Origin of the sequence: Bacteroides luhongzhouii (genome assembly GCF_009193295.2) — a bacterium.
In the GTDB taxonomy this organism is placed as follows: domain Bacteria; phylum Bacteroidota; class Bacteroidia; order Bacteroidales; family Bacteroidaceae; genus Bacteroides; species Bacteroides luhongzhouii.
The window spans coordinates 3552153-3577107 of the sequence record NZ_CP059973.1; the positions used below are offsets into that span (position 1 = coordinate 3552153).

A 24955-nucleotide genomic window follows, 5' to 3' on the forward strand; every position below is an offset into this window, starting at 1 on the left:
ATTTAGGCACGGATTACACGGATTACGCTGTTGCTTTGTGCAATCATATTTCAGAAAACCGTGTAATCCGTACCTGAAAATTTTCATTTATAAAACCAATTTAGAACTATTCTTCCGGTTGTCCTTTTACGTATTCGGTAGGCGAAACTCCATAGGCTGATTTGAAACATTTGGTAAAATAAGCAAGGGTACTGAAACCGGTAGCGATTGAAACTTCCGTCACATTCATGTCCGCCTTTTTAAGTAGTTGCGCAGCTACCTCCAGACGTTTATGGCGAATCAGGTCGTTCAGGGATAAATCTGTTACCGCCTTGAGCTTGCGGTAGAAATTACTCCGGCTGAATCCCATTTCATCACATATCATATCCACTTTTAAGTCCGGGTTATCCAAATGATCTTGGATGATCTCGAATAACTTCTGCATGAATTTATCATCGGCAGAGGTCGTTTCGATGCCCATTGATTGCAGTGAGAAGTTTTTCCCGTACATGGATTTTAATTTTTCCCGCTGTAACAACAGATTATAGATTCGTACCAGCAACACATCTATATTGAAAGGTTTCACTACATAATCGTCTGCTCCTGAAAGGAACCCTTCTTTGACGTGCATCACCATCGTGCGGGCTGTGAGCAGGATGACCGGAATATGGCCTGTCTGCAAATCATTTTTAATCATTGCGCAGAGTTCCAGTCCGTCTACTCCCGGCATCATTATATCCGTAACCACTAAATCGGGAAATTCTTTCAATATAATCTGGAAGGCTTCTTCGCCGTTTCCGGCCTCGAGTACCCGATAATGACGCTGCAGATGTTCTTTCACATAACTGCGTATATCCTCATTGTCTTCTACAAGCAGGATTGTTTTGCCTGCCAGGTAAGGAAGTTCTTCGGCAGATTCCTCTGACTGGCTGACAACCTCTTGCTCTTCCCGTTCGTTTTCGGATAGATTGTTTATCACGTTTTCTTCCATTGATTCTGGTTGCTCGTTATTTGGAAGTATAATGGTGAATATACTTCCTTTCGGCTGGTTGGAATCGACGCTGATTGCACCTTGATGCAAATGTACGACGGATTGGGTCAGACTTAGCCCGATACCTGTTCCGTTTACATTATCATTGGCTGTTTGAGGAGCGCTGACTTGATAGAACGGATCGAAAATATGTGTACGGGCAGTTTCCGGAATTCCTTTTCCCGTGTCGGCTACCTGAATAACGAAGTAGTTATTGCTATCGTCGGAGAGGACGAAAGTCGGATCGGTGGATATATTTTTCCCGAACCGTTGTTGAAGGCTCTCTTTATTGAGTGCTGCAATGAATCGCAGGGTAACTGTTTCTCCCGGAGGCGTGAATTTAAACGCATTCGAAAGTAGGTTGAATACTGCTTTTTCCAATAAACTCTGGTCAAAACATGCCGGGATTTCTCCTTCCGGAGCTTCATACAAGAACGTGATTTGCTTGCTTTCCGCTATTTGCTTGAAAGTATAATAGATTTCAAGCAGGAATGCATTCAAATCCGTATGGGTTAAACTTAGTGTGAGGCTGCCGCTTTGGTTCTTTTGTAAATCCATCAATTGATTGACCAGTAAGAGCAAACGACGGGCATTCTTCAAAACTAAGTCTAGTTTAGTTTTGATAAAATGCGGGACTTCTGCCTGGCGCACCAGTTCGTCAATAGGACTGATGATTAGAGTCAACGGAGTACGCAATTCATGTGAGAAGTTGGTAAAAAGCCGGATTTTGGTTTGGTGAAACTCTTCCATCCGTTGCTTTTCCATTTGGCGCATCCGCAGGTTGAGTTCCAGCTTATGTTTGCTGTACATGTAATAACCGATGGTGTAGGTGATTCCTATAAATAATAATGCATAGATCATATAAGCCCATGAGGTTTTCCACCAGGGAGAAAGAATGATGATTTCCAGCGTTTTTCCTTGGGTGTTCCATACATCGTCGTTGTTGGAGGCAATGACATGAAAGATGTATTTGCCGGGAGCGATATTGGTATAATAGGCTTCTTTACGGGTTCCCACATGATTCCAGTCTTCATCGTGTCCCACTAATTTATAAGCATACTGATTTTGTTCATGCAGAATGTAATTGAGCGCACAGTATGCAATGGAGAAATTATTTTGATTGTATGCCAGAGTGATGGTTTCTGTGTCGTCGGGATTGGCATCCAGCAAATGACTCTGATCGCCCGGTTGGATCACTTTGTTGTTAACGGTCAACTGGGTGAGTACTACCGGCGGCATCATATTGTTTTTTATCAGCGAGCGGGGAGCAAAAGACAGGAATCCATTACTTCCACTGAAATAAACTTCTCCATTAGGGAGGCAAATGCCTCCTTGCGGAGTAAATTCTAACGTTTCAAGGCCGGCGAAGCAGTCATAAACGTGCACTTGTCCCGTTTTAGTGTTGATTTCGGCAATGCCATTATCAATGCTAGCCCATATATTCTGGTTGTATTCTATTAAAGTATAGACTTCTTCGTTAGTCAGTCCTTCCTCCGTACCGATATGACGCACGATCCCTTTACCTTCCTGATATTGGTACATACCTGCTCCAAAAGTGCCGATCCATATTTCTCCGTTCTTCTTTCTTAGAATACTGGTTACGTAGTTATTTTCCAGTTGACGGGATGGATCTTTCTCCTCTGTCGAATATTGTATGAGAGTCTTTTTTTCTACGTCGTACTCATAGAGCCCGAATGAACGTGTTCCGATCAGATATACATTCTTGCGCAGAGGCAAAAATGCCCGGATGCTGGAGAAACTGATTGTTTCCCCTTTCTCTCCGATGGGGAACTTGCGCGTTATTTTTTTATCTTTGGTAATTCTGACTAGTCCCTGACGGGAAGTACTCCCTAGCCAAATGTCTTCATTCGAGTCTCGATAGATGGTATAAATACCCAGATTCTTTTCATTAAACTGATGAATAAGCGAGAAGCGTTTAGTCGGAATATGGAAACGGTATAACCCTCCATTGTTCGTGCCGCACCAGATGGATTCTCCTTCTATCATCAATGACTTGATGATATTCTTGTTGTGCATACCAACAGGACGTTCTTCCAGTAGGTAATTGGTGTATTCTTTGGTAGCCGGGTTGAATTGTAGCAATCCTCCTCCTTCTGTTGCGATCCAAAGAGAGCCTGTACTATATACCATCGGTCCGAAAATGTTATATAGCTTCTGTTCGCTGTTCCCCAGAGGGTGATAGAATACGAAACGGTTGTTGAGCGGATTGTAGTAATTGACTCCACCGGAGTAGGTGCCTACCCATAATGTTCCGGCACGGTCTACGCATAAACTGCGGACCGAGAAATGGCTTAAATTATTCCGGTTTGCTTCGAACTTGTTGTATTTGGTAATAGAGTCATCCGTCAGATTGAGAATACTCAAACCGTCGAATGTTCCGATAATCAGTTGTTGGTTTTGTTCCTGAAGACAACGGATATAATTATCTGTCAATCCGCTGTTGTGTTCGAAGAAGGTAGAGACTGTCTGTTTATCCGGGTTCCATTTATTCAGCCCCTTCATATCCGTGCCTATCCATATTTGCTGATGAGAGTCTTCGAATATGCAACTGATGGCGTTATCGGAAAGAGCCGGAGTGCTTTCTTTAGTTAGCTTTTGGGTGACATTCAGGTTCTTGTCACAAATCAATAGACCTTTATCGTGTGTACCTATATAGATTCGTTCCTGTTTATCAATATATAAAGAAGTAATAGATTCTTTGTCCAGTTGACCGTCCAATGTTACCGGCTTGAATGTCTTGCTTTCCGGTTGCCAAAAGCAGAGTCCGAGGCGTGTTCCTACCCACAGCTTACCGGATTTGTCCAGACAGAGAGAAAGTATGCTATTGCTGGGAAGCTCCGGATAATCTGCCAGTTGGTAGTTGGTGATGAGGTTTGTTTTCGGATCAAGATAGTTCAGTCCGTTATTGGTACCCACCCAAAGCCCTCCGCGTACGTTGTCCGGAAGTAATTTGGTGATATGATTGTCTGACAAGGAATTGTTATCCCGGTTGCTGTGTTTGTAGATGGTGAAATGTGCACCGTCATATTTGTTGAGGCCGTTACGGGTGGCAAACCATATATATCCTTTGTCATCCTGGCAAATGTCGAGCACGGACAACTGGGATAATCCGTTGTTCAGATTAAGAGTTGAAAAGTTGAATGCCCGGTTTTCTTCTGCATATAAACGGGAGTTACCGGAAGACAATAGAAAGATGAAAAAAAATAGGTAAAAAATAGGTAGTTGTTTTCTTTTAATGTGTAAAGTAATAAGGTTATTCTTTATCATAGTATTTTTTATAAATCTTTTGGTATCTCTCTTCCTTTTGAAATTTATTCAGCCATGTATTCAAACTATCGAGTAAAGCGGGTGATTGTTTGCTGACTGCCCATGAGTAGAATTGTGTAAAGCTGATCGCTGTATTTATATCTATTTGCGGGATGGAATCGGCAGCCGCGCGTGCGATGCTTTCGTCACAAACGGCATAGTCGATGTCTCCATGAGCTACCATTGAAATTAATTGTTCGGAACCGTATTTATCTATTTCTTTGATATAAATGGTATCTCCGATTTCATTTCCCAGGTTTTGGATGCGTAGGATGGAGGGAGAGCCTTTTACTACGTGAAGCGTCCGTCCGGCTAAGTCCAGTTGGTTACGGACGTAGAGGGAGTCGTTTTCTCCGTTTTCTTTCCGTTGCACGAGCACTTGTTTGTTGAGCGTGATGGGAGAGGTGAGGAGCAGAGAGTCTTTCAGCTCGCTGGTAGCTAATATGCCGCAGGCAATTACATCGTAACGTCCTTCACTTAATCCTTCCAGCCGTTTTTCGAAACTCATCAGGGGTGTTATTTCGGTTTTCAATCCCTTGTCGCGGGCAAAAGCCTGTATCAGTTCGTAGTGGAAACCGGAAACGGTATCACCGTCTACGTAGAAACTGATCGAGTTATATTCAGTCGCTACACGCAATATGCCTTCTTTGGCAATAGCTGTATAATCACGCGGGTGTCCTGACGGCTTTTTCTGATTACCGCATTGGCGGATAGAAAAGATGATTGCCAATACTATGATTACGGGCACTAAATATCGGGACAATCTCAATTTGGGGCGTGTTACCATAAGCCGTATAGATTTTGTTAATCATAGAAATTCCATGAAAGACCGAATTTCAGTACACGCGGATTGATGGGATAGTGAGGAGCCAGGAAGTAATTCGGGCTGCTCATACCTTGATTCACGTGATACATCATTACATAGAAACGTGTACGCTTTAGATGTAAGTTTGCGTATACATTCACTATCGGATAACCTCCTATCTCTACCTGGTCATTTTCCGGTTGCAAATAGAAGTTTTGGATAGCCGGCATATAAGCGGGTGCATTGTATTTACTGAAATAACGCACGTCGGCACCCAATTGTACACTAAGCACTTTCTTTGCCAGTTTGAACTGCATGTAGAAATTGTGATACAGCGAGAGATCAGGCAAAGGCAATACGGTCTGGTCGCTGGACTTTTGCCAGGTTACTTCATTATCTAAATGGAAGATTCCCAGCTTGAAGTCCTGATTAAGACTTGCTGATAAAACCTGTATGCTTCCACTTTTCTGTTCCGGCACTGCTTGTTGATTGAAATAAGTGTAATTCTTTATGTTTTCAACTCCTGCTTTCAAACGTGTTCTCCAGCGTGCAATGCTTAACTCTCCTTCAATGCGGGTACGGAATTCCTTGTCCATATCATCGTCCCACATGAAATGTTTGGAGTGATAATGACGCATATAGAAAGGCGCAAGTGTATTGCTGACTTCACCGCGAGCTATAAGGCTGACAGTATCTTTCCATAACGGGAAGTTCAGGTCAATGTCTCCTTTCACATTGAATTGTCCGATTGCTTTTCCGGCAAGTCCCACTTCACCAATGGCATGGTAATGAAGTACATTTCCTTCACGTTTGGATAATTCGCCTCCAACAAATATTTCATTTTCATTGTATTTGTCGGGCAGCGGATTTCCTAGCATATTCATTAGTGTATATTTGCTGATTTTATAGGAAGCGAATGCTGTCAGTCCGGCTTTGGCATATTTATTGAATCCTTCGAGTAACGCAATACCTATGGTATTCTTGATGCCGACGTAGGTAGTACTGTCTCTGACATTGGGATTATCCGTATCAAAATAAGTATTCTGATAATAATTCTTCTCACGCATGTCGTCATTAGAATTGAAGCTGTGACGCGCGCGCTCTACCTGAATGGTATGTATGAAACTAGTGACCGGCACAAATTCCTGCTTGCTAGGAGTCGTGTCATTTTCGGCTTGCGGTATGTCGCGACTGAATCCCAAATTATAACGTTGGGTCAGGAATACATAAAAGTCATGATTACGGTTGGTTGTGGCACTTAGTATGGTCGGGATATTGGTTGATTCATATTCCCTTTGGCCTTGTGCCATCTCTTCAGGCGCAGTGATGTACCGGTCGTCCTCAATACCTCCGTTTTCATTTGTCTTGAGGTAATTATTGCTGTATATGGCCTGCATCTGATAGCGGTCACCGATATAGCTGGCAAAAGCTGCTGCGTTGAAATAAGCCGTATTTTGGTTGTTATAATATCCTCGTCCGTACAAGTAATCTATGTTAAAACCGAAAGCCAATTTCTTGTTTACATTGACAGAGAAATAAGACTTAAAGCGTTCTTCTCCGTTTACTTTATTACCAGCTTTATGATACGTCAGATTGGTATAAGGTACGTTACTATTGGTGAAATTGAACTCCGTGGGACGAATAAAGAAACTGGAGAAAGGCTCCATAAAGATAGTAGGTTCCGGATCACGACGTTCAAAGAAGATGCGTGACATACGGGGAGAACCCATATTGGCCAGATAATTATAATGTCCGGTAAGTCCTTCGGTAAGATTGGTGTTTTGGAAGTGGTGATAAGCAGTATCCGCCGGGATGATAGTCCGGTCGCCCAACTGATTTTTAATACGCCACATATATAACTTCGGAGGTAATCCCTGTACTTCGACATTTGTACTATCCAGTCTGTCCGGAATCATGGCAGGGTCTACCTGGTTACCATATTGGTCGTATCCGTTTTCGTCCACTCTCTGGCGACCATTATCGAACTGTGCATGAACAGTTGTCAAACCTATAACGGAAAGTAATATATATAATAGTAAGATTCGTCTCATAATTGGAGGCAAAGATACTTACTTTAATTGATTTAATGATAATGGATAATTGAAAATTATGTTGCATACGTATTATACGTAGCTAATAATTATCAATTATCCATTGTCCATTATCTGTTAATTAAACCTCACGGATTAACTCCATACCTTTCTTGATAGCTTCCTCGTTCATAGGAATCAAGTGATGATGGCGTTCCGGTAGGGTTTTCTTAAGTCCTTTGATAACATTCTCCAACGTTACGATGGAACGAAGCTTCAATAATCCGCCAAGTACGATCATGTTGAATGCTTTGGCATTGTTCATCTCGTTGGCTGCATCCATTGCGTCAATACGATACACTTTGATATCCTTGCGGGTAGGAGGATTGATAATTCCATAACCGTCATAAATCAGGATACCGCCGGGTTTCACTTTGCTTTCAAACTTTTCGAGTGAAGGCTGATTCAGAATGATGGCAGCGTCGTATTTACTAAGAATCGGTGAGGATATTTTCTCATCGCTTACAATAACTGTAACGTTGGCTGTTCCACCTCGTTGTTCGGGACCATAAGCGGGCATCCAGGTCACTTCTTTGCCTTCCATCAAACCGGAATATGCCAGAATCTTACCCATAGACAATACGCCTTGTCCACCGAATCCTGCTATAATTATTTCTTCTTTCATTGTTCTGTTGACTTTTAGCGTTATTCTTTATCTTTTAAATCACCCAGCGGATAGAATGGGAACATGTGTTCTTCCATCCATTTGTTAGCCTTCTCCGGAGTCATCTTCCAGCCTGAACTACAAGTGGAAACGATTTCTACCAGGTTGGAACCTTTACCGTTCATGGAGTTCTCAAAAGCTTTGCGGATTGCCTTCTTAGCCTTACGGATAGCCGGTACGGATTGTACGGACTGACGGGTTACGTAAGCTGTCCCTTCCAGTTGAGCTGCGATTTCAGTAATCTTCAATGGATAGCCGTGAAGTTCAACATCACGTCCGTAAGGACAAGTCGAGCTCTTCATGCCTACCAGTGTAGTCGGAGCCATCTGGCCACCTGTCATACCGTAGATCGCATTATTGATAAAGATAATCGTGATATTCTCACCACGGTTCAAAGCGTGGATTGTTTCGGCTGTACCGATACAAGCCAAGTCACCGTCGCCCTGATAAGTGAAAACAAGACGGTCCGGCCACAGGCGTTTTACAGCAGTTGCCACAGCAGGCGCACGTCCGTGTGCTGCTTCCTGCCAGTCAATATCGAGATAGTTGTAGGCAAACACTGCACATCCCACCGGAGAGATTCCTACAGTTTTATCTTCCATACCCATTTCCTCAATGACTTCGGCAATGAGTTTGTGTACCACACCGTGACTGCAACCCGGGCAGTAGTGCATGGCGTTATCGTTCATCAGAGTCGGTTTTTTGTAAACCAGATTCTCGGGTTTGATTATTTCTTCTTTAGTCATAACTTCATCTCCTTATCTGTTGGTGAACCGTATAAAAAACTCCATCAGCTTGACAAAGATTGCCGCGCCGCATACGTAGATAAATACTTTGAAATCTTCTTTTGCCACAAAATAGGTGATGATGGCTGCAACAGCCAGAATCATAAAGAGGATATTCAGTATGTTTCTTATTTTATCGGGATTCATCGTTCTATTTACTATTATTAAAATTTACGATTTGTGATTGAGATTGCTTTGCGACTTACCATCGTTACTTGAATCGTAAATCGTAAATTGTCTAATTACATTATTTTTTCTTCCAGAGCAGTTACAATCTCATCCGGATCGGGAACAATGCCACCGAGACGTCCGAAATGTTCTACCTTTATTTTACCGTTCACAGCCAGGCGCACATCTTCAATCATCTGTCCGGCATTCAGTTCGGTAACAAGCATACCCTTTACTTTATCGGCATAAGCAGCAATCGCTTTTGTCGGGAACGGCCATAATGTAATCGGGCGAAGGATTCCTACCTTGATACCTTTTTCACGAGCCAGCTCCATTGCTTTCTGACCGATACGTGCCATTGAGCCGAATGCGATAATCAGATATTCTGCATCTTCGCAATTGATCTCCTCAAAACGTACTTCGTTTTCTTCAATTTCACGGTATTTCTTCTGGAAGCGGAGGTTGTTTATTTCCATTGCTTCCGGTTTCAATTCGAGAGAAGTGATAATATTCGGTTTACGGTCTTTTGCCTTTCCGGTAGCAGCCCATGGGCATTGTTCGATCACTTCTGCTTCCGTGCGGCGTGGCTTCTGTGCAGGAAGAACAACCTTTTCCATCATCTGTCCAATCACACCATCGGCAAGGATAATAGCCGGATTACGGTATTTGAAAGCCAGTTCGAATCCTAACGCTACGAAATCTGCCATTTCCTGTACGGATGCCGGAGCAAGGGCAATCAGTTTGTAGTCGCCATGACCGCCGCCTTTTACCGTCTGGAAGTAGTCGGCCTGGCTAGGTTGGATAGTTCCCAGTCCGGGACCTCCACGCATTACATTCACAATCAGACAAGGAAGTTCGGCACCGGCGATGTATGAGATACCTTCCTGTTTCAAGCTCACACCAGGACTTGAAGATGAGGTCATTACCTTCTTTCCGCTACCTGCACCTCCGTATACCATATTGATAGCTGCCACTTCACTTTCCGCCTGGAGTACTACCATGCCGGTTGTTTCCCACGGTTTCAGTTCAGCAAGCGTTTCCAACACTTCCGATTGGGGAGTAATAGGATAACCGAAGTATCCGTCGGCACCGCAACGGATAGCTGCGTGGGCGATGGCTTCGTTTCCTTTCATTAATACAACTTCTTCTGCCATATTCTTTTCTTTTATTCTACTTTTACTTTATACACTGAAATACATCCGTCCGGACAAACCGTTGCACACGAGCTACATCCGTTACAGGTATCTTCCTTCACTTGCCAGGCATAGTTATAGCCTTTCATGTTTACCTCTTTATTGAGGGCGATTACATCGAGCGGACACGCCACTACACACAGGTTGCATCCTTTGCAACGCTCCGTGTCGACTACGATTGCTCCTTTGATTTTTGCCATAATCTTTATTTTATTACGTTATCTTTGAGTACGGTTATTGATTATACATCTCTTTTATTGATTGAACATATCCTTGTGGTAGAAGTTGAGGATATCTATTGCCATCTTCCTGGCCTGAACGGCAGGGCTGTCCGGATTGAGCTCGATGGCATACTGGTAGTTGTCCAGTGCCCGCTTCCAATCTCCTTTTTTTCGGTAGGCATTTCCCCGTAAATAGTAAAGAGTATCTTTCTCTTTTTCGACAGAACTGTCCTGGAGAAGCTGGTCCAATTGCTTAATCGCTGTGTCCACATCCCCCTGATTGATAAGCTCTTTTAGGTTGTCTATTTGCTCCATTTCTTTCGTCTTTCGGGATTCTGAAACGCAAAGATAGTTTTTATTTATGTAAACAGGGCAAATGAAGACGGAAATTTACATCGTTTTGAGTTTATTGCATATTCTATGAATATATAGTCAGGGTGGAGGAAAAACGATTCCCATCTTTTTGTTTATAACGAGAATATATCTATTTTTGTCGCCAACAATAAGATGAATTCTGTTTTCTCTGATAATGGATTATTAATAGACTTTGGCCTTGTAGGATACTAAAATGAAAGATGAACATGTGAATGATATAAGCAATTATCAGAAACTATATATGCAATATGCACCTATGTTGTTGCGTTTTGCCGGGAAGTTTATTTCTCCTTTCTTTGCGGAAGATATTGTCCATGATGTATTTCTTAGAATATGGGATAAACAAGTATTCCTGTTATCAGATTCAGAGGTTAAAAATATATTGTTTGTTGCCGTTCGAAATGCTTGTATAGATCATTTGCGTCGTATTAGTTTGGAACAGGAGTTTGCCGACAAACGTGCTATCCAGCTCAAATTAGATGAGTTGAGTTTTTATGACGGTGCTGATGAATTGTTTATGAGGAAAGACTTAATGGCACATGTGATGGCAAAAATAAATGAACTGTCCGAAAAGAGACGTGAAATTTTCCTGTTATCTTATATGGAAGGACTTAAAGCAGCGGAAATTGCCGAGAGATTAAACTTATCCACCCGGACAGTGGAAAACCAATTATACAGAACATTACTTTTCTTACGGAAAGAGCTTCAGACTGCTTTCGTCTATTTATTCATGTTCGTTTAGTGCTGATTTATTTCTACTCTTCGCAGTCTCGGAAAATAAAATAAAAAAAATAAAGAAGCCGGTGAGTAATTCCAGCTGATTGCTCGTTACATATATAAAAACAGGAAAATAGTATCTATTTATATATGGAAAGCATGACTTCAGATTTAATAATAGGATTTTTGAAAGGCTCATTGAATGAGAAAGAAATCAATCAGTTTTATGATTGGGTGAATGAAACGCCTGAAAATAAAAATATCTTTTTTGAGGCAAAGATGGTCTATGACGCTTGCTTGTCTAAAGGAAGTGATATCGATATGGATAAGAGTTGGCAGCGTTTACTGGAAAAGAAACAGGCTTCCAGGAAAATATACACGCTCTTTCGGAAGGTTCAGGCCTATGCAGCGGTGGCGGTGATAGCTGTCGCTTTTACTTCCGTCCTCTTTTGGTTGTTGGGTGATACTTCTTCCGCATCTGTTGCCCGATATGTTGGTGGCGATGGAATTGTAGCCGATAAAGTAGTTTTGCCCGATGGCACCGAAATCAGTATGGGAAGTCAGACTAATTTCCGCTATGATCCGCAATATGGAAAGGAAAAGCGTGTTGTTTATCTGGAAGGAGAAGCCTTCTTTAATGTAGCTAAGCAGAAAGACAAGCCTTTTATCGTGGTTGTGAACGGGCAGGAAATAGAAGCTTTAGGGACGAAATTTAATGTCGATGCTTATCCGTCTGATTCCGTGGTAACTACCACATTATTGGAGGGCTCCATTCGCTTGGTTAGTGAGAAGGCAAACACTTCGACCGTTTTAACTCCGAATCAACAATATATATATCACAAAAACAAAGGTACTTATAAAGTGGCTCAGGTAGATGCTGCTCTTTACACCTCATGGATTTCTGGTTATTACTATTTCCATGAAGAGAATTTGGAAGGTATATTAGCCCGATTGGGAAATATTTACGGTGTCAGTTTCCGGATACAGTCTGATAAGTTGAAAGAACGCCGGTTTACCGGAACTTTCTATCGGGGGCAAAGCATCAAAGACATTTTGGACATAATTAATATTTCAATCCCTATTCGATACAGTATTAATAATCGGCAAGTGACAATTAATTGAGCCGTATAATCTAATAAAACATTATTATGAACAGTAGTTAGCCTTAAAAAAAGAGAAGAAGATTTTGGCGAATCCTCTTCTCTCCGAGAGATGCACACATCTCCTAAATTAAACTTCCTTCGAACGGAATAGTATTTAATCTTAAAACTTACAAATGTATGAATAAACAGCCTATTGTCTATGGGTTTGCCCTAAAAAGAAGCATAAAAAATACAAAAATAACCTTTGCTGTTTTGTTGTTATTTATTCTGCAGGGCATAGTTGGTAACGTGTATGCGCAGGAAAAGAAAATATCGATATCAGTAAAAAATGAAAAACTCGAGACTGTGTTACGAATGGTAGAAAAGCAGACCAACTATTTGTTTTTCTATGATTCGGACGAAATCAACAAGCAACAACGAATCACAATTAATCAAACTAACAGTTCCTTGAAAGATGTTCTGGATGCGGTTGCAAGTAAAACCAACTTGTCATATACCATTAAAGGACGTCATATTATTCTAGCTAAAAAGCCCAACGTCTCTTCTACAAACAAAGACGGACGCGCAAGCGGTTCGGAAAAGAAGATAACAGGTATCGTAAAAGATGAAGCAGACCTTCCTGTGGTGGGGGCTAATGTGATCGTTCCCCGAACAAAAAAGGGAGTGATAACGGACATGAACGGTAATTTCTCATTGGAAGTAGTAGCTGGGGATGAGGTTGAAATCTCATATCTTGGTTATACGACACAAAAAATAAAAATATCTGCTCAAAACTTTCTGAATGTTGTATTGCGTGAAGATGCGAAATCATTGAACGAAGTAGTGGTAGTCGGTTACGGCTCTGTGAAGAAGTCCGACCTGACTGGTTCTGTCGCTTCTGTCTCCAATACAACTCTGCTTAGAGGTGGAAAAACGAATTCCGCAGGTGCGTTACAAGGAGAGTTGTCCGGTGTGACTATCACACGTTCGAATAACAAACCGGGTGGAGGGTATGATATAAAGATTCGTGGTATCAACTCTATCACTGCCTCTTCGTCTCCTTTGATTGTCATTGACGGAGTTCCCGGCGGTAATCTGGATTTCGTCAATCCGGACGATATTGAAAAGATTGATGTTCTGAAGGATGCTTCGGCAACAGCTATCTATGGTTCCAGTGGTGCAAACGGTGTAATCATCGTAACAACCAAAAGAGGACAGACTGGTAAGCCGAAAATTTCCTATAACGGTTATGTTGGTGTGAGATCTTATACAAACTTGCCCGACATGATGTCCGGTGACGAATATGTGCAGTTGGCGAGAGAGGCTACCCGTGGCGGAGCTCCCAATTATATTTATAAGAGAGACGAACAAATTTTTACCGACCCGTCCGAATTGCAGGCGGTGAAAGAAGGTAAATATTTCGATTGGTTGGATGCTGTGTCCAGTCCCGCTTTTATGACAAACCATAGCTTATCGGCAATTGGTGGTACGGAAGCTGTGAAATACGGTTTCTCTGGCGGCTATTATTTCGAAGATGGTATGATTCAGCCGCAAGAATATACACGCTACAACTTGCGTTCGGTAATAGATATCACTATTAATAAGCATGTTTCTTTTGGAGGAAGTATGTATGCGGTTCACAGTATTCGTGAAAAAGGTAACTGGGACTTGTTGCGTGATGTGTTCCGTATGCGTCCTACTCAACATCCGAATAGCTTGGTGACAGGTGAAGAAATATGGAAATATTCCGGCAATAATCTTTTCAATCCGTTGGTTACTTCTCAAAATCAGCGTTCTCAAGTGAAGAGCCTCAATCTGCAAAGTAATATTTATCTTAAAATAACACCTATTGAAAATTTAGAGCTTACTTCTTCATTTTCTCCCTATTTTACACAGACTTCCATGGGGGATTATATAGGAGTGTGGACAAAGGCACAGCAGGGAACTGCCAAAGGTGCTAAGGCGAATGCGACGAAAGATAATTCATTGAGTTGGATTTGGGATAACATTGTGAACTATACTTGGAAGAAGTCCGTTCATTCTATTACTGCGACCGGAGTGTTCTCCGCTCAGAAGTATCAGTACGACAGATTGTATGGTGCAAGCAAGGACTTGTCTTTCAATTCACTTTGGTATAACCTGAATGGAGGGGCTATCGAGAGCTTGACCTCCAATTTCAGCCAGTGGACGATGATGTCTTATGTAGGTAGAATTAACTATGGGCTGATGGATAGATACTTGCTTACAGCCAGCTTGCGTTACGATGGTTCTTCACGTTTGTCCGAAGGAAATAAATGGGCGCTTTTCCCTTCCGCGGCTATTGCGTGGAGAATCACTGAAGAAGACTTTGCCAAGAATCTGGATTGGTTGTCCAACCTGAAACTGCGTTTCAGTTATGGTCAGGCGGGCAATACCAACTCCGTGTCTCCTTATGCATCCGAAGGTAACATTTCGGGGTCTGTATATTATCCGTTCGGAACATCTACTTCCGTAGGAAATCTTCCTGCCAACATTGCCAATCCGATGCTGACTTGGGAGCGTACCTCGGAATATAACGTAGGTCTTGATTTCGGTTTCTTAGACCAACGAATTTCGGGTAACATTGAGTACTACAATCGTACTACCAATGACCTGTTGATGAAACGCAATATTCCTGTTCATTTGGGTTATTCATCGGTTACTTCGAATGTAGGTTCCGTAAGAAACAGTGGATTTGAGTTGCAATTGAATACCGCGAATATCGTAACCAAGAACTTTGCCTGGAATACGACCATCAACCTGGCTTATAACAAAAATGAAATCGTAAGTCTGGCTGACGAAGAAGATCTTAGCAATTATTCCATTCATCTGAAAGGCATGAGAGGACGCTATTCTGACAAGCGTTTCATAGGTAAGCCAGTAGATACGAACTGGACTCAGAATACAATTGGCGTATGGCAGTTGGGAGAAGAAGAAGAGGCTGCAAAATACGGTTGTGTACCAGGTAACTTCAAGATTAAAGACTATAACAATGACGGCAAGCTGACGGACGATGACTATATCATCGACGGTAAGAGAACACCGGACTGGACAGGAGGTATGACAAATATGTTCAAAATCTATGATTTCGACTTTTCATTCCACATGTATTTCCAAGCGGGAGCTACACAGTACGACCGATTCTTTGAGAACTTCGCATTAGAATGGAACAGCCAGAACTTCAACAATCTGCGAACTAATTACTGGACGCCGGAGAATCCTTCGAATACTATGGGACGCCCCTCACAGATGGGGTCCAGAGGTAATATCGCTTATGAAAGAACAGACTTTCTGAAAGTTTCCTATATCACGCTGGGATATACTTTGAACAAGAGACTGATGTCAAAATGGGGATTGGATAACGCCCGCATTTATGTGACTGTACAGAATCCTTTCATTCTTACGAAGTTCAGAGGGCTCGACCCCGAACAGCCCGATCTTACCAACATCGGAGATACGGACGGTATGACTATGAATGCTTTACTTGGTGTTAATATTTCATTTTAAAAAAACAGATCTATGATAAACAAAAGATATTTGAAGTATACGCTTCTGTTATTCACTTTTGGAATGACTGCTTGTTCTGATTTTCTGGACGAAGTGAACCATTCCAGTCAGTCAGCGGACAAATACTATCAGACAAAGGGTGGATATGAGAGTCTGATTGTAGGTTGCTATTCAAACTTGAAAAATATCTATAATACTACTAATTATCAGATATTTACACAACAAGGTACGGATATCTTCACACAGAATTATCCGACGGAAGTAGCGGCAATGAATCAGTATACCACTACTTATCAGTCAAATAACGGTACGATTTATGCGATGTGGAGTTCTTATTTCAATGCGTTGAATAATGTAAATGCTGCTATCGATCGTTCGAAAAGTGTCATTTTGAAGACAGACGACCCTGATGGAATAGAACCCAGTGCTTTGGCGCAGCTTGTGGCTGAAGCCAAAGCGTTGAGAGCCTGGTATTTGTTTGAGATTGTGAGGAACTGGGGACAGGGACCGTTGAAAATTAACGAGTCTAAAGAGCCGAGCTATACTGTCGAGTATTCGAATGGCTCCGCTTTCTACCAGCAGATTTTTACAGATTTGGAAGAAGCTATTAGTGTTCTTCCTTGGCGTCAAATGGGTTCCAATTACGGACGCATGTCCAAAGCCGCTGCGAAGCATATCCGTGCGTTGGCTTATCTGACACGTGGTTATGAAGAGTATGCCGATCCGAAAGATTTTGAAAACGCATTCAAGGATGCTGAAGATGTGTATCTTAATTCCGGACATAAGTTGCTGGACGACTATGCGATGGTACATCGTCAGTCGAATGAGATAAACGATGAAATTATTTTCCCTATTGGTTTTGCTGACGGAGCTAACTACAACACCAATATCTGGAATCAATGGTATATGATGCCTTATGCTATTGGCGGATGGCTGGGATTGGGCAAAGACAGTTATTATGGTAATGCGAGTATGCACGTGGAGGCGATTCCTACTAAATTTGCTTATATGATGTATGACTGGCAGAAAGACAGACGTCCTTCTGTGACCTTTATGAGTCCTTTGAATGGTAATGCGAGCAGTTCCACAGATGGAAAGGATGCAGGCAAGAACTGGTTTCAGTGTACTACTCCTGTAGATGGAGTGTTCGCCAAAGGCGATAAGATTATCTATTTCCCCGTACCTACCGATCCTGAATATAAGTATTGGGCTGAAACGGACAAGAATGCAGTGAGATACAAAGTATTCAACTACCCGATGGGGGATGATACAAATTGGGCGAATGATGATTACTACAAACACGCTTATCAGACAACGAACGCAACTTCTCGTACCTGTCTTCCTATCTGGAAGTTCAAAGATGGAAATGCGGAGTATAGAGAAGACGAATTCGGTTCGGGAACGCGTGATATCTATCTCTTCCGTTTGGCGGAAACTTGTCTGATTGCGGCGGAAGCGGCAGTGATGAATAACGACCAGCCCAACGCCGAAAAATATATTAACTACGTTGTTTCCCGTGCTGAAAAACATTCTCCGCAGAGTGGGCTTTCTCGTTATTCCAATGTCACGATAGATAATATTTTGGATGAAAGGGCCAAAGAACTCCTTGGTGAAGGATCACGTTGGAATGACTTGCAACGCACCGGCAAATTGGCTGAACGTGTATTGAAGTATAACTGGGATGTATCCAATATTTATGGTGGGACAATTAAGACTACTTTGACACAAGAGTCATTTGAGAGTAAGTTTAAATTGCGTCCGATTCCTTTGCAGTGGCTGAACTCTTTGTCCAATGGTCACGAATTGGGTAACAATCCGGGTTGGTAATCGAATGTTGAACCTTTAAAATGATATTCATATGAAAATGAAATATATACTACCGATATTATGCTTGTTGTTTACGTTTGTTTCGTGTCAGGAAGATAATACGCCTCCGCCGCCCAATCCGAATCCCAACTATACGGAAGTGGGGCCTTCTATGGAGTTCGTTCATCCCGGTATTCTACACACGACAGCTTCCATTACCCGAATGCAGAACTTTGTGAATGGTAATGTTTCTCCTGCTATAGATTGTTACAGACTGTTGCAGCAGAGTCCTTTGTCTTTATCTTCTTATAAGATTCAAGGTCCTTTTACGGTTATTTCACGTTTCGGACAGAACACTTCGTCGACCAAGACTCCGAGCGAAGAAGATCACGAAGCTGCTTATCTGAACGCTATCATGTGGTGTATTACCCAGAATCCGGCGCACGCCCAAAAGTCGATTGAGATATTGAACGCTTATGCCGGCACATTGCGTGAGATAGATATGAGTGATAATGACGCTCCCCTGTGTGCTGCTTTGCAGGGATTTCTTCTTGCTAATGCCGCTGAACTGATGAGACATACTTATCCTTCGGTATCGGATACGGATGTCAAATCTTGGGAGAATATGTTCCGCAACGTATTTATTCCGGTATTGAGAAACTTCTTTGCCAAATCTCCTTATGCGAACGGCAACTGGGGAACCGCTGCTATCAAGGCTTTTATAGCGTTCGGTATCTTTTTGGATGACGAAAGTTTCTATAACGAAGCGGTGACGTTTTTCTATGAGGGGCACGACAACGGAAGTTTGACGAACTATATTATGGAGAGTGGACAGTGTCAGGAAAGCGGACGTGATCAGAACCACACGATGCTGGGGATAGGACATCTGGCAGAAGCCTGCGAAATCGCTTATAATCAGGGCAACGAGACGCTTTGGAGCGCATCGGAAAACAGACTTATGAAAGGGTATGAGTATACAGCTAAGTATAATCTCGGACATGATGTGCCTTTTGAACCTTTCACGGATGTGACGGGAGTGAGATGGAATAATATCTCTGATGACGATAGAGGAAAATTCCGACCGGTATTTGAGATTGCTTACAATCATTACGTAACTCGCAAAGGGCTGGAAATGCCATATACGCAGCAGGTTATCTCGAGAATCTCTCCGGAAGGGGATGCTATGTGGTGTGACCATCCGGGATATGGCACACTACTATTCCGTACGGAATCGGGTATGCCACCGAGCGAAGGAGCTATTGATGCGAAAGGAAACGAATGGAAGATCGCTACGGCTAACGCAACAACTGCAGTAGACGGAGATAATTTGGTTGTGACGCCTTCTTTACAAGGTAATGGGAAATACCGAGGTGATATAGAGAGAAAGTCAACCTTCCACGTAGGTAATTACCCTATTGTAGCGGTAGTTATAGAAGGTCTTCCGGCGAAGAAAGCGATAACGTTTGACTCTCCCGAATATGGATCTTTAATAAATGATAAAGGTAACCAGCACGGACATGGCACTTATTCTACCGTTGAGAAGGAGTATGGTACCGTTTATTACTGGGATTTGGTGACGGGAGCAAGTTACACGTTAGGTAAGCCGATACCTACGGATCAATCATTCAATATGTCTCTCAAGTTGAAGATTGCTGATCTAGAATATCCGGACGGCGTATCGCCTTATACCGTTAAATGGATGAAATCCTTTAGGAACGAAGCGGAACTGATTAAATATCTGGAAGAAAACTAATCACCTTCCAATTATAAGGTAAAAAGAGGATAAAGGGAGGGTGTGTCTTGAGTTACTGTAGGCTTTCGATACACCCTCTTGTTATATACACACCATTAAAATATAGGTAAATGATAAAGAAAAGAATACTCTCTTTATGGATAAGTTTATGCGTTATCTGTATAGCCGGTGCTCAAGAAAAAGAACTGGCTTATTGTAATCGGCAGATATATAAAACATTGAAAGCGGTAGGAACTTCTTCGAAACTTCCGAGAGCCATTGAAGCCGGTAAGTCATCGTGGGATATGGTGACTCCCCACGACTGGACAAGCGGATTCTTTCCGGGAGTTCTGTGGTATGATTACGAATACAGCCATGAGCCGGAAATAAAGGAAAAAGCTGTTCATTTTACGAAATTGCTGGAGTCTCTGTCGAGCAAAGTTACCAGTCACGATATGGGATTTCAAATGTTTTGTAGCTACGGTCATGCTTATCGTCTTACGAAAGATAACTACTACAAAGATATCCTGCTGAAAAGTGCGGACGAACTGGCGAAACTTTACAATCCCCGTGTAGGTACCCTCTTATCGTGGCCTTGGAAAGTGAAAGAAAGCAATTGGCCTCATAACACGATTATCGACAACATGATGAATCTGGAACTTCTTTTCTGGGCTGCCAAGAATGGAGGAGGGAAGAGACTCTATGATATCGCTTTGTCTCATGCTCGTGTGACGAAAGCTAACCATTTCCGTGCAGACGGTTCTTGTTACCATGTAGCTATCTATGATACCATTTCCGGAAAACTCATCAAAAGAATCACTCATCAAGGATATAGTGATGCTTCGATGTGGGCGCGCGGACAGGCATGGGCTGTCTACGGATATACGATGGTCTATCGTGAAACACGTGACAAAGAATATCTTCGCTTTGCCGAAAAAGTGGTAGACCTTTACATCCGTCGCCTGCCTGCCGACTTGATTCCTTATTGGGACTTCGATGCTCCCGATATCCCAGCTGCTCCCAGAGATGCTTCGGCAGCGGCTGTTGTCGCTTCAGCTTTGTTGGAACTGTCGACGTTGGAAGACGATAAGGAGCGGGCAGACAAGTATTATAAATTGGCGGAGAAGATACTCCGCAACCTTTCTACGAAGAAGTATCAGAGCCGTGATAAGAATCCTGCTCTCTTGCTGCACTCTACCGGACACTATCCAGCCGACGATGAGATAAATGCCTCTATTATCTATGCTGATTATTATTACATTGAAGCGCTCATGAGATGGAAGAAGATACGTGTCGGGCAATCTTTGTCCGAAGCGAACAAGTTCATGCATCCGGGTATTCTCCATACGAAAGAGAGTCTGGAGAGGATGAAATATTACGTAGATCATCGGATAGAGCCGGCTTACAGTTCTTACCGATTGCTCGAAGCTGATTCTTGTGCTTCGTCCACTTATCAGATGCAAGGCCCTTTTGAAGTAATAGCTCGCTTGGGAGTGAACAAACATACCAAACGCCCTAGCGAAGACGATCATAAGGCAGCTTATCTCAATGCCTTGATGTGGACTCTCACCGGAGATGAAGCCCACGCCCGCAAGTCGATAGAGATATTGAATGCTTATAGCGCCATGCTGAAACTGATAGGTCCGAATGACAATGACGACCCACTATGCGCTTCTCTACAAGGCAGTATGTTGGCGAACGCGGCAGAACTAATTAAACATACTTATTCCAAAGTCACTCCGGCGGAGATTGCCGGTTGGGAGAAGATGTTGCGAACGGTATTCATTCCTGTATTGGACACTTTCTTCAAGGCAAAACCATATACAAACGGCAACTGGGGGGCTGCTGCTACCAAAGCATACATGGCCTTCGGCATTTTTCTCGAAGATGAAGCTCTCTACAATCAGGCTGTTCACTTCTATTACAATGGGCACGACAACGGAACGATTAAGAATTATATTGGCGAGAACGGACAGTGTCAGGAGAGCGGTCGCGACCAAGACCACGTGATGTTCGGCTTGGGTAATTTGGCGGAAGTCTGCGAAACCGCTTATAACCAGGGGAATGAGAAGATGTACGCCGCTCTTGACAACCGTCTGTTAATCGGTTACGAATATACAGCGAAATATAACTTGGGAGAATCGGTTCCCTTTACTACGTGGACTGATATTTCGGGCCGATATTGTAACTGGCAAACTATCTCGGACAAATTACGGGGAGTGTTTCGGCCTATCTATGAGATCGTATATAATCATTACGTCACTCGCAAGGGATTGGATATGCCGTATACTCGCCGGGTTCTCTCCAAGATGTCAGTAGAGGGAGCTTCCAAATGGTGTGATGGTCCCGGCTATGGAACATTGTTCTTCCGGACGGACATGGATGATGATTATATTCGATATGCTGATCCATTCGTTGGTACCTCCGACAACGGACATACCTTTCCCGGAGCTTGCATACCTTTCGGTTTCATTCAAGTAAGCCCTGAAACGGGCAATGACGAATGGAAGTATTGTAGCGGATATAATTTTGCGGATGATTCACTTATCGGTTTCGCCCAGACGCATTTGAGTGGGACGGGGTGTCCCGATCTAGGAGACGTTCTTCTATTGCCTTTCAGTGGAGAAGTGAAGGACGGAGTCTATAGAAGCAAGTTTGATAAAAAATCTGAAAAGGCGTCTCCCGGATACTATGCCGTCCGATTGACGGATTCTTCTGTGGATGTGGAATTGACCTCCACACAGCGTACCTCTTTTCATCGTTACGTTTATCATTCCGCTGCTCCTGCCCGCTTACTGGTAGATCTCCAAAGCGGGATCGTTTGGGATAAAGAACGGCTGAAGACGCATGTCTTGTCCGCTGAAATGGATATGCCCGACAATCATACCATCACAGGTCATCAAGTGGTAGAAAATTGGGTAAAGCGACAATACTATTATGTGATCTCTTTTGACAAGCCGTATGTTGTACGTGAAGTGCTTTCATCGGCAGTAGAGGAGAAGGCGAAACGGCTTATTCTTGATTTCGACCTTGCTGAAGGTGATACGCTGCAAGTGAAAATAGCGCTCTCTTCCGTTTGCCCGGAAGGCGCAAAAGCGGCATTAGCGAAAGAGAATCCGGGATGGGACTTCGACAAGATTCGTATGGAGGCCCGTCAACAATGGAACAACTTGTTTGATCGGGTAAAGGTGACAGGTGGCGACGAACAGAAAAAGAATTTCTATACTTCGCTCTATCACCTGTTTATCCAGCCCAACGACATGGCGGACACAGACGGACGTTATCGGGGTGCTGACGGTAAAGTGTATACCTCGAAGACGGGCTCTTATTATTCCACGCTTTCCCTTTGGGACACCTATCGTGCAGCTCATCCCTTGTACACCATTCTCTCCCCGGAGCGGGTGGACGGAATGATACAGAGTATGCTCGAACACTATCGCATGATGGGCTATCTTCCTATCTGGGTATTGTGGGGAAAAGAGGCACATTGCATGATAGGCAATCATGCTATCCCTGTCATCGTGGACGCCTATCTGAAAGGCTTCCGGGGATTTGATGTGGAAGAGGCGTATGCCGCTATCCGTGGAAGTTCTACGGTCAGCCATCAACATTCGGACTGGGAGGTTTATGATCGTTATGGATATTATCCTTTCGACATCATCCCCAAAGAGTCGGTTTCTCGTACATTAGAGTCCGCCTATGATGATTATTGTGTAGCCCGCATGGCGAAATCTTTAGGAAAAGAGAAAGATTATGCTTATTTCTCCCGCCGAGCTTCCTACTACAAGAATCTGCTGGATCCCTCTACGACTATGATGCGGGGAAAGGATTCGAAAGGAAAGTGGCGTACACCTTTTAATACATTTCTATTATCTCATGCGGCGACCTCTGGCGGTGACTATACTGAAGGCAACGCCTGGCAATATACTTGGCACGTGCAACATGACGTGGAAGGATTGATCGATTTACTCGGAGGCAAAGAGAAGTTCGTTAACAAACTGGATTCTTTATTCTTTTTAGAATCATCCGCAGAAAATACAGGGTTCACACAAGACGTGACCGGACTTATCGGACAATATGCACATGGCAATGAACCCAGTCATCATGTAGCTTATTTGTATAACTATGCCGGACAACCTTATAAAACCCAGCAACTCATTCGTGAAATCTTTGACCGTTTTTACCTCCCCAAACCGGATGGATTGTGCGGAAATGATGATTGCGGACAAATGTCAGCATGGTATATCTTCTCTGCAATGGGGTTCTATCCGGTGAATCCGATTGGGGGAGAATATATATTGGGAGCACCACAGGTGGAAGAAGTTACTATTTCATTACCGAATGATAAAACGTTCACGATGCAAGCAAAAGGATTGTCGAATGAGAATAAGTATGTGAAGTCGGTAACGTGGAATGGCAAACCCGTTGAGAATTTCAGGATACATCATTCGGAAATCATAAAGGGAGGGGAGTTGGTTTTTGTGATGACCGATAAATATTGAGTGTTTTTGATTAACTCTCATGCACATATATCGGTCGGATGTATGATGGGGAGTATATGATATTCATGTGTACAATAGAACATACTCATCGTTTTACAAATATAGTTTATTTATTGAAATTAGCAGCTAAATATCTTTATGAGACATATCCTTCACCTCTTTAACATCTTCTGCATCGCTTTGTTCATCGGTGATAGCGGGTGAAGGCCTAAGCTTCACCTGCCTTTTCATCAGGGCTTCTTTTGTTTTCAACTAGTTCCATTTTTTGTTTCATACCTTGAAACGAATAGTTTCCCGTAGTGAAACTGTTTGTTTCAAGGCATGAAACGAATCGTTTCACCGTATGAAACTTTTAGTTTCTAGCGCTTGAAACAAAAAGTTTCAGTAGGCTGGAAACTAGTTAGAACGTAGCTTTACCAATTATACTCATCCGTGTAACTGTCAAAGACCGGTTCTTCGGTGATACCTTTCCGGCGAAAAAGTTGGCGGATATAGTTTTGATCTGCGGGGCTTAGGAAGCGTTCTTCGCGATAAAAGCGATAGTAAAGCGTTTTTCCGAAATGTCCGATCAGTTGTTGCTTGATGTTTGTTCCGTCCTTATAAGGTACGTTGTCCAGCAGGTGGCTGATACCCCATGCCACATGTATCTTTTCTGCGTTTTGGAAGTGGGGACAGTCAATGCCGGTGGCCGGAATACACATTGGGTTTACGATACTGATGTAGGACGTGTCAGTGGTAGTGAGAAGCGCAGCCACCCGACGCAGGCAATTGCTATTTTTCGGACATTGCTCGTTGTAGCAGCGGGCGTAGTTGAAAGGGACTGTTTTGTTTTTTAATTTATTGTCGTTCATTTTATATTGTATATTACATACATGATTGACAAAGGTAGTGCTTTTATTGTGGAAAGGTACAATTTGAAAAAGAAAAAACGTGAAAGGATGGGTGAAGGGAACC

At 42.9% G+C, this 24955-nt stretch carries 17 protein-coding genes; 6 read left to right on the forward strand and 11 right to left on the reverse strand.

Translation table 11 applies throughout. The features are described 5' to 3' along the window. Positions 1-106: 106 nt before the first annotated feature. The 9 genes from GD631_RS12940 to GD631_RS12980 all read right to left on the reverse strand — a co-directional run bounded on the left by GD631_RS12940 (position 107) and on the right by GD631_RS12980 (position 10577). Entirely contained in the window at positions 107-4297 is a 4191-nt protein-coding gene (locus GD631_RS12940; protein WP_143257368.1) for a hybrid sensor histidine kinase/response regulator transcription factor, read from the reverse strand. Further along, on the reverse strand, positions 4284-5123 hold the full coding sequence (locus tag GD631_RS12945) for a transporter substrate-binding domain-containing protein (RefSeq protein WP_143257369.1): 840 nt from the start codon (positions 5121-5123) through the stop codon (positions 4284-4286). The genes GD631_RS12940 and GD631_RS12945 overlap by 14 nt, the downstream gene beginning before the upstream one ends. Before the next feature lie 17 nt (positions 5124-5140). Next, on the reverse strand, positions 5141-7192 hold the full coding sequence (locus GD631_RS12950; protein WP_143257370.1) for a putative porin: 2052 nt from the start codon (positions 7190-7192) through the stop codon (positions 5141-5143). Positions 7193-7313: 121 nt separating this feature from the next. After that, the gene (locus tag GD631_RS12955; RefSeq protein ID WP_143257371.1) at positions 7314-7856 is read right to left on the reverse strand and encodes a 2-oxoacid:ferredoxin oxidoreductase subunit gamma family protein; all 543 of its coding nucleotides are present in this window, start codon (positions 7854-7856) and stop codon (positions 7314-7316) included. A gap of 20 nt (positions 7857-7876) precedes the next feature. Further along, positions 7877-8641 (reverse strand): thiamine pyrophosphate-dependent enzyme, encoded by a 765-nt coding sequence (locus GD631_RS12960; protein WP_004297416.1) that lies wholly within the window; start codon positions 8639-8641, stop codon positions 7877-7879. A gap of 12 nt (positions 8642-8653) precedes the next feature. Beyond that, the gene (locus tag GD631_RS12965; protein WP_143257372.1) at positions 8654-8827 is read right to left on the reverse strand and encodes a hypothetical protein; all 174 of its coding nucleotides are present in this window, start codon (positions 8825-8827) and stop codon (positions 8654-8656) included. Positions 8828-8922: 95 nt separating this feature from the next. Then, positions 8923-10002 carry a 3-methyl-2-oxobutanoate dehydrogenase subunit VorB gene (locus GD631_RS12970; RefSeq protein ID WP_143257373.1) on the reverse strand — a complete coding sequence of 360 codons (1080 nt, stop codon included), beginning with the start codon at positions 10000-10002 and terminating at the stop codon, positions 8923-8925. Between the two features lie 11 nt (positions 10003-10013). After that, on the reverse strand, positions 10014-10241 hold the full coding sequence (locus GD631_RS12975; protein ID WP_004297419.1) for a 4Fe-4S dicluster domain-containing protein: 228 nt from the start codon (positions 10239-10241) through the stop codon (positions 10014-10016). A gap of 54 nt (positions 10242-10295) precedes the next feature. Beyond that, positions 10296-10577 (reverse strand): tetratricopeptide repeat protein, encoded by a 282-nt coding sequence (locus GD631_RS12980; RefSeq protein ID WP_008021855.1) that lies wholly within the window; start codon positions 10575-10577, stop codon positions 10296-10298. Between the two features lie 253 nt (positions 10578-10830). On the opposite strand from GD631_RS12980, the gene GD631_RS12985 reads away from it, so the two are divergent. The 6 genes from GD631_RS12985 to GD631_RS22350 all read left to right on the forward strand — a co-directional run bounded on the left by GD631_RS12985 (position 10831) and on the right by GD631_RS22350 (position 24001). Then, a complete protein-coding gene (locus tag GD631_RS12985) occupies positions 10831-11379 on the forward strand; it encodes an RNA polymerase sigma-70 factor (protein WP_143257374.1) in 549 nt (182 codons plus the stop codon). 125 nt (positions 11380-11504) lie between these two features. Continuing rightward, positions 11505-12476: a FecR family protein gene (locus GD631_RS12990; RefSeq protein WP_143257375.1), complete on the forward strand. Its 972-nt coding sequence runs from the start codon at positions 11505-11507 to the stop codon at positions 12474-12476. A 158-nt stretch (positions 12477-12634) separates the two neighbouring features. Next, entirely contained in the window at positions 12635-15961 is a 3327-nt protein-coding gene (locus GD631_RS12995) for a TonB-dependent receptor (RefSeq protein ID WP_143257376.1), read from the forward strand. Between the two features lie 12 nt (positions 15962-15973). Further along, positions 15974-17788 (forward strand): RagB/SusD family nutrient uptake outer membrane protein, encoded by a 1815-nt coding sequence (locus tag GD631_RS13000; protein ID WP_143257377.1) that lies wholly within the window; start codon positions 15974-15976, stop codon positions 17786-17788. Between the two features lie 31 nt (positions 17789-17819). Next, entirely contained in the window at positions 17820-19520 is a 1701-nt protein-coding gene (locus GD631_RS13005; protein WP_143257378.1) for a DUF4979 domain-containing protein, read from the forward strand. Between the two features lie 110 nt (positions 19521-19630). After that, entirely contained in the window at positions 19631-24001 is a 4371-nt protein-coding gene (locus GD631_RS22350) for a GH92 family glycosyl hydrolase (RefSeq protein WP_143257379.1), read from the forward strand. Positions 24002-24127: 126 nt separating this feature from the next. Here the strand turns inward: GD631_RS22350 and GD631_RS22285 are convergent, their stop codons facing one another. Further along, positions 24128-24253, reverse strand: coding sequence for a hypothetical protein (locus tag GD631_RS22285; protein WP_255435829.1), 126 nt, complete (start codon positions 24251-24253; stop codon positions 24128-24130). Between the two features lie 161 nt (positions 24254-24414). Continuing rightward, positions 24415-24852 carry a DUF6078 family protein gene (locus tag GD631_RS13015; RefSeq protein WP_143257380.1) on the reverse strand — a complete coding sequence of 146 codons (438 nt, stop codon included), beginning with the start codon at positions 24850-24852 and terminating at the stop codon, positions 24415-24417. Positions 24853-24955: the final 103 nt, after the last annotated feature.

Bases quoted from the DNA above. Each gene is read 5' to 3' on its own strand.
- GD631_RS12940 (WP_143257368.1), bottom strand. From the start codon at position 4,297: ATGATAAAGAATAACCTTATTACTTTACACATTAAAAGAAAACAACTA.
- GD631_RS12945 (WP_143257369.1), bottom strand. From the start codon at position 5,123: ATGGTAACACGCCCCAAATTGAGATTGTCCCGATATTTAGTGCCCGTA.
- GD631_RS12950 (WP_143257370.1), bottom strand. From the start codon at position 7,192: ATGAGACGAATCTTACTATTATATATATTACTTTCCGTTATAGGTTTG.
- GD631_RS12955 (WP_143257371.1), bottom strand. From the start codon at position 7,856: ATGAAAGAAGAAATAATTATAGCAGGATTCGGTGGACAAGGCGTATTG.
- GD631_RS12960 (WP_004297416.1), bottom strand. From the start codon at position 8,641: ATGACTAAAGAAGAAATAATCAAACCCGAGAATCTGGTTTACAAAAAA.
- GD631_RS12965 (WP_143257372.1), bottom strand. From the start codon at position 8,827: ATGAATCCCGATAAAATAAGAAACATACTGAATATCCTCTTTATGATT.
- GD631_RS12970 (WP_143257373.1), bottom strand. From the start codon at position 10,002: ATGGCAGAAGAAGTTGTATTAATGAAAGGAAACGAAGCCATCGCCCAC.
- GD631_RS12975 (WP_004297419.1), bottom strand. From the start codon at position 10,241: ATGGCAAAAATCAAAGGAGCAATCGTAGTCGACACGGAGCGTTGCAAA.
- GD631_RS12980 (WP_008021855.1), bottom strand. From the start codon at position 10,577: ATGGAGCAAATAGACAACCTAAAAGAGCTTATCAATCAGGGGGATGTG.
- GD631_RS12985 (WP_143257374.1), top strand. From the start codon at position 10,831: ATGAAAGATGAACATGTGAATGATATAAGCAATTATCAGAAACTATAT.
- GD631_RS12990 (WP_143257375.1), top strand. From the start codon at position 11,505: ATGGAAAGCATGACTTCAGATTTAATAATAGGATTTTTGAAAGGCTCA.
- GD631_RS12995 (WP_143257376.1), top strand. From the start codon at position 12,635: ATGAATAAACAGCCTATTGTCTATGGGTTTGCCCTAAAAAGAAGCATA.
- GD631_RS13000 (WP_143257377.1), top strand. From the start codon at position 15,974: ATGATAAACAAAAGATATTTGAAGTATACGCTTCTGTTATTCACTTTT.
- GD631_RS13005 (WP_143257378.1), top strand. From the start codon at position 17,820: ATGAAAATGAAATATATACTACCGATATTATGCTTGTTGTTTACGTTT.
- GD631_RS22350 (WP_143257379.1), top strand. From the start codon at position 19,631: ATGATAAAGAAAAGAATACTCTCTTTATGGATAAGTTTATGCGTTATC.
- GD631_RS13015 (WP_143257380.1), bottom strand. From the start codon at position 24,852: ATGAACGACAATAAATTAAAAAACAAAACAGTCCCTTTCAACTACGCC.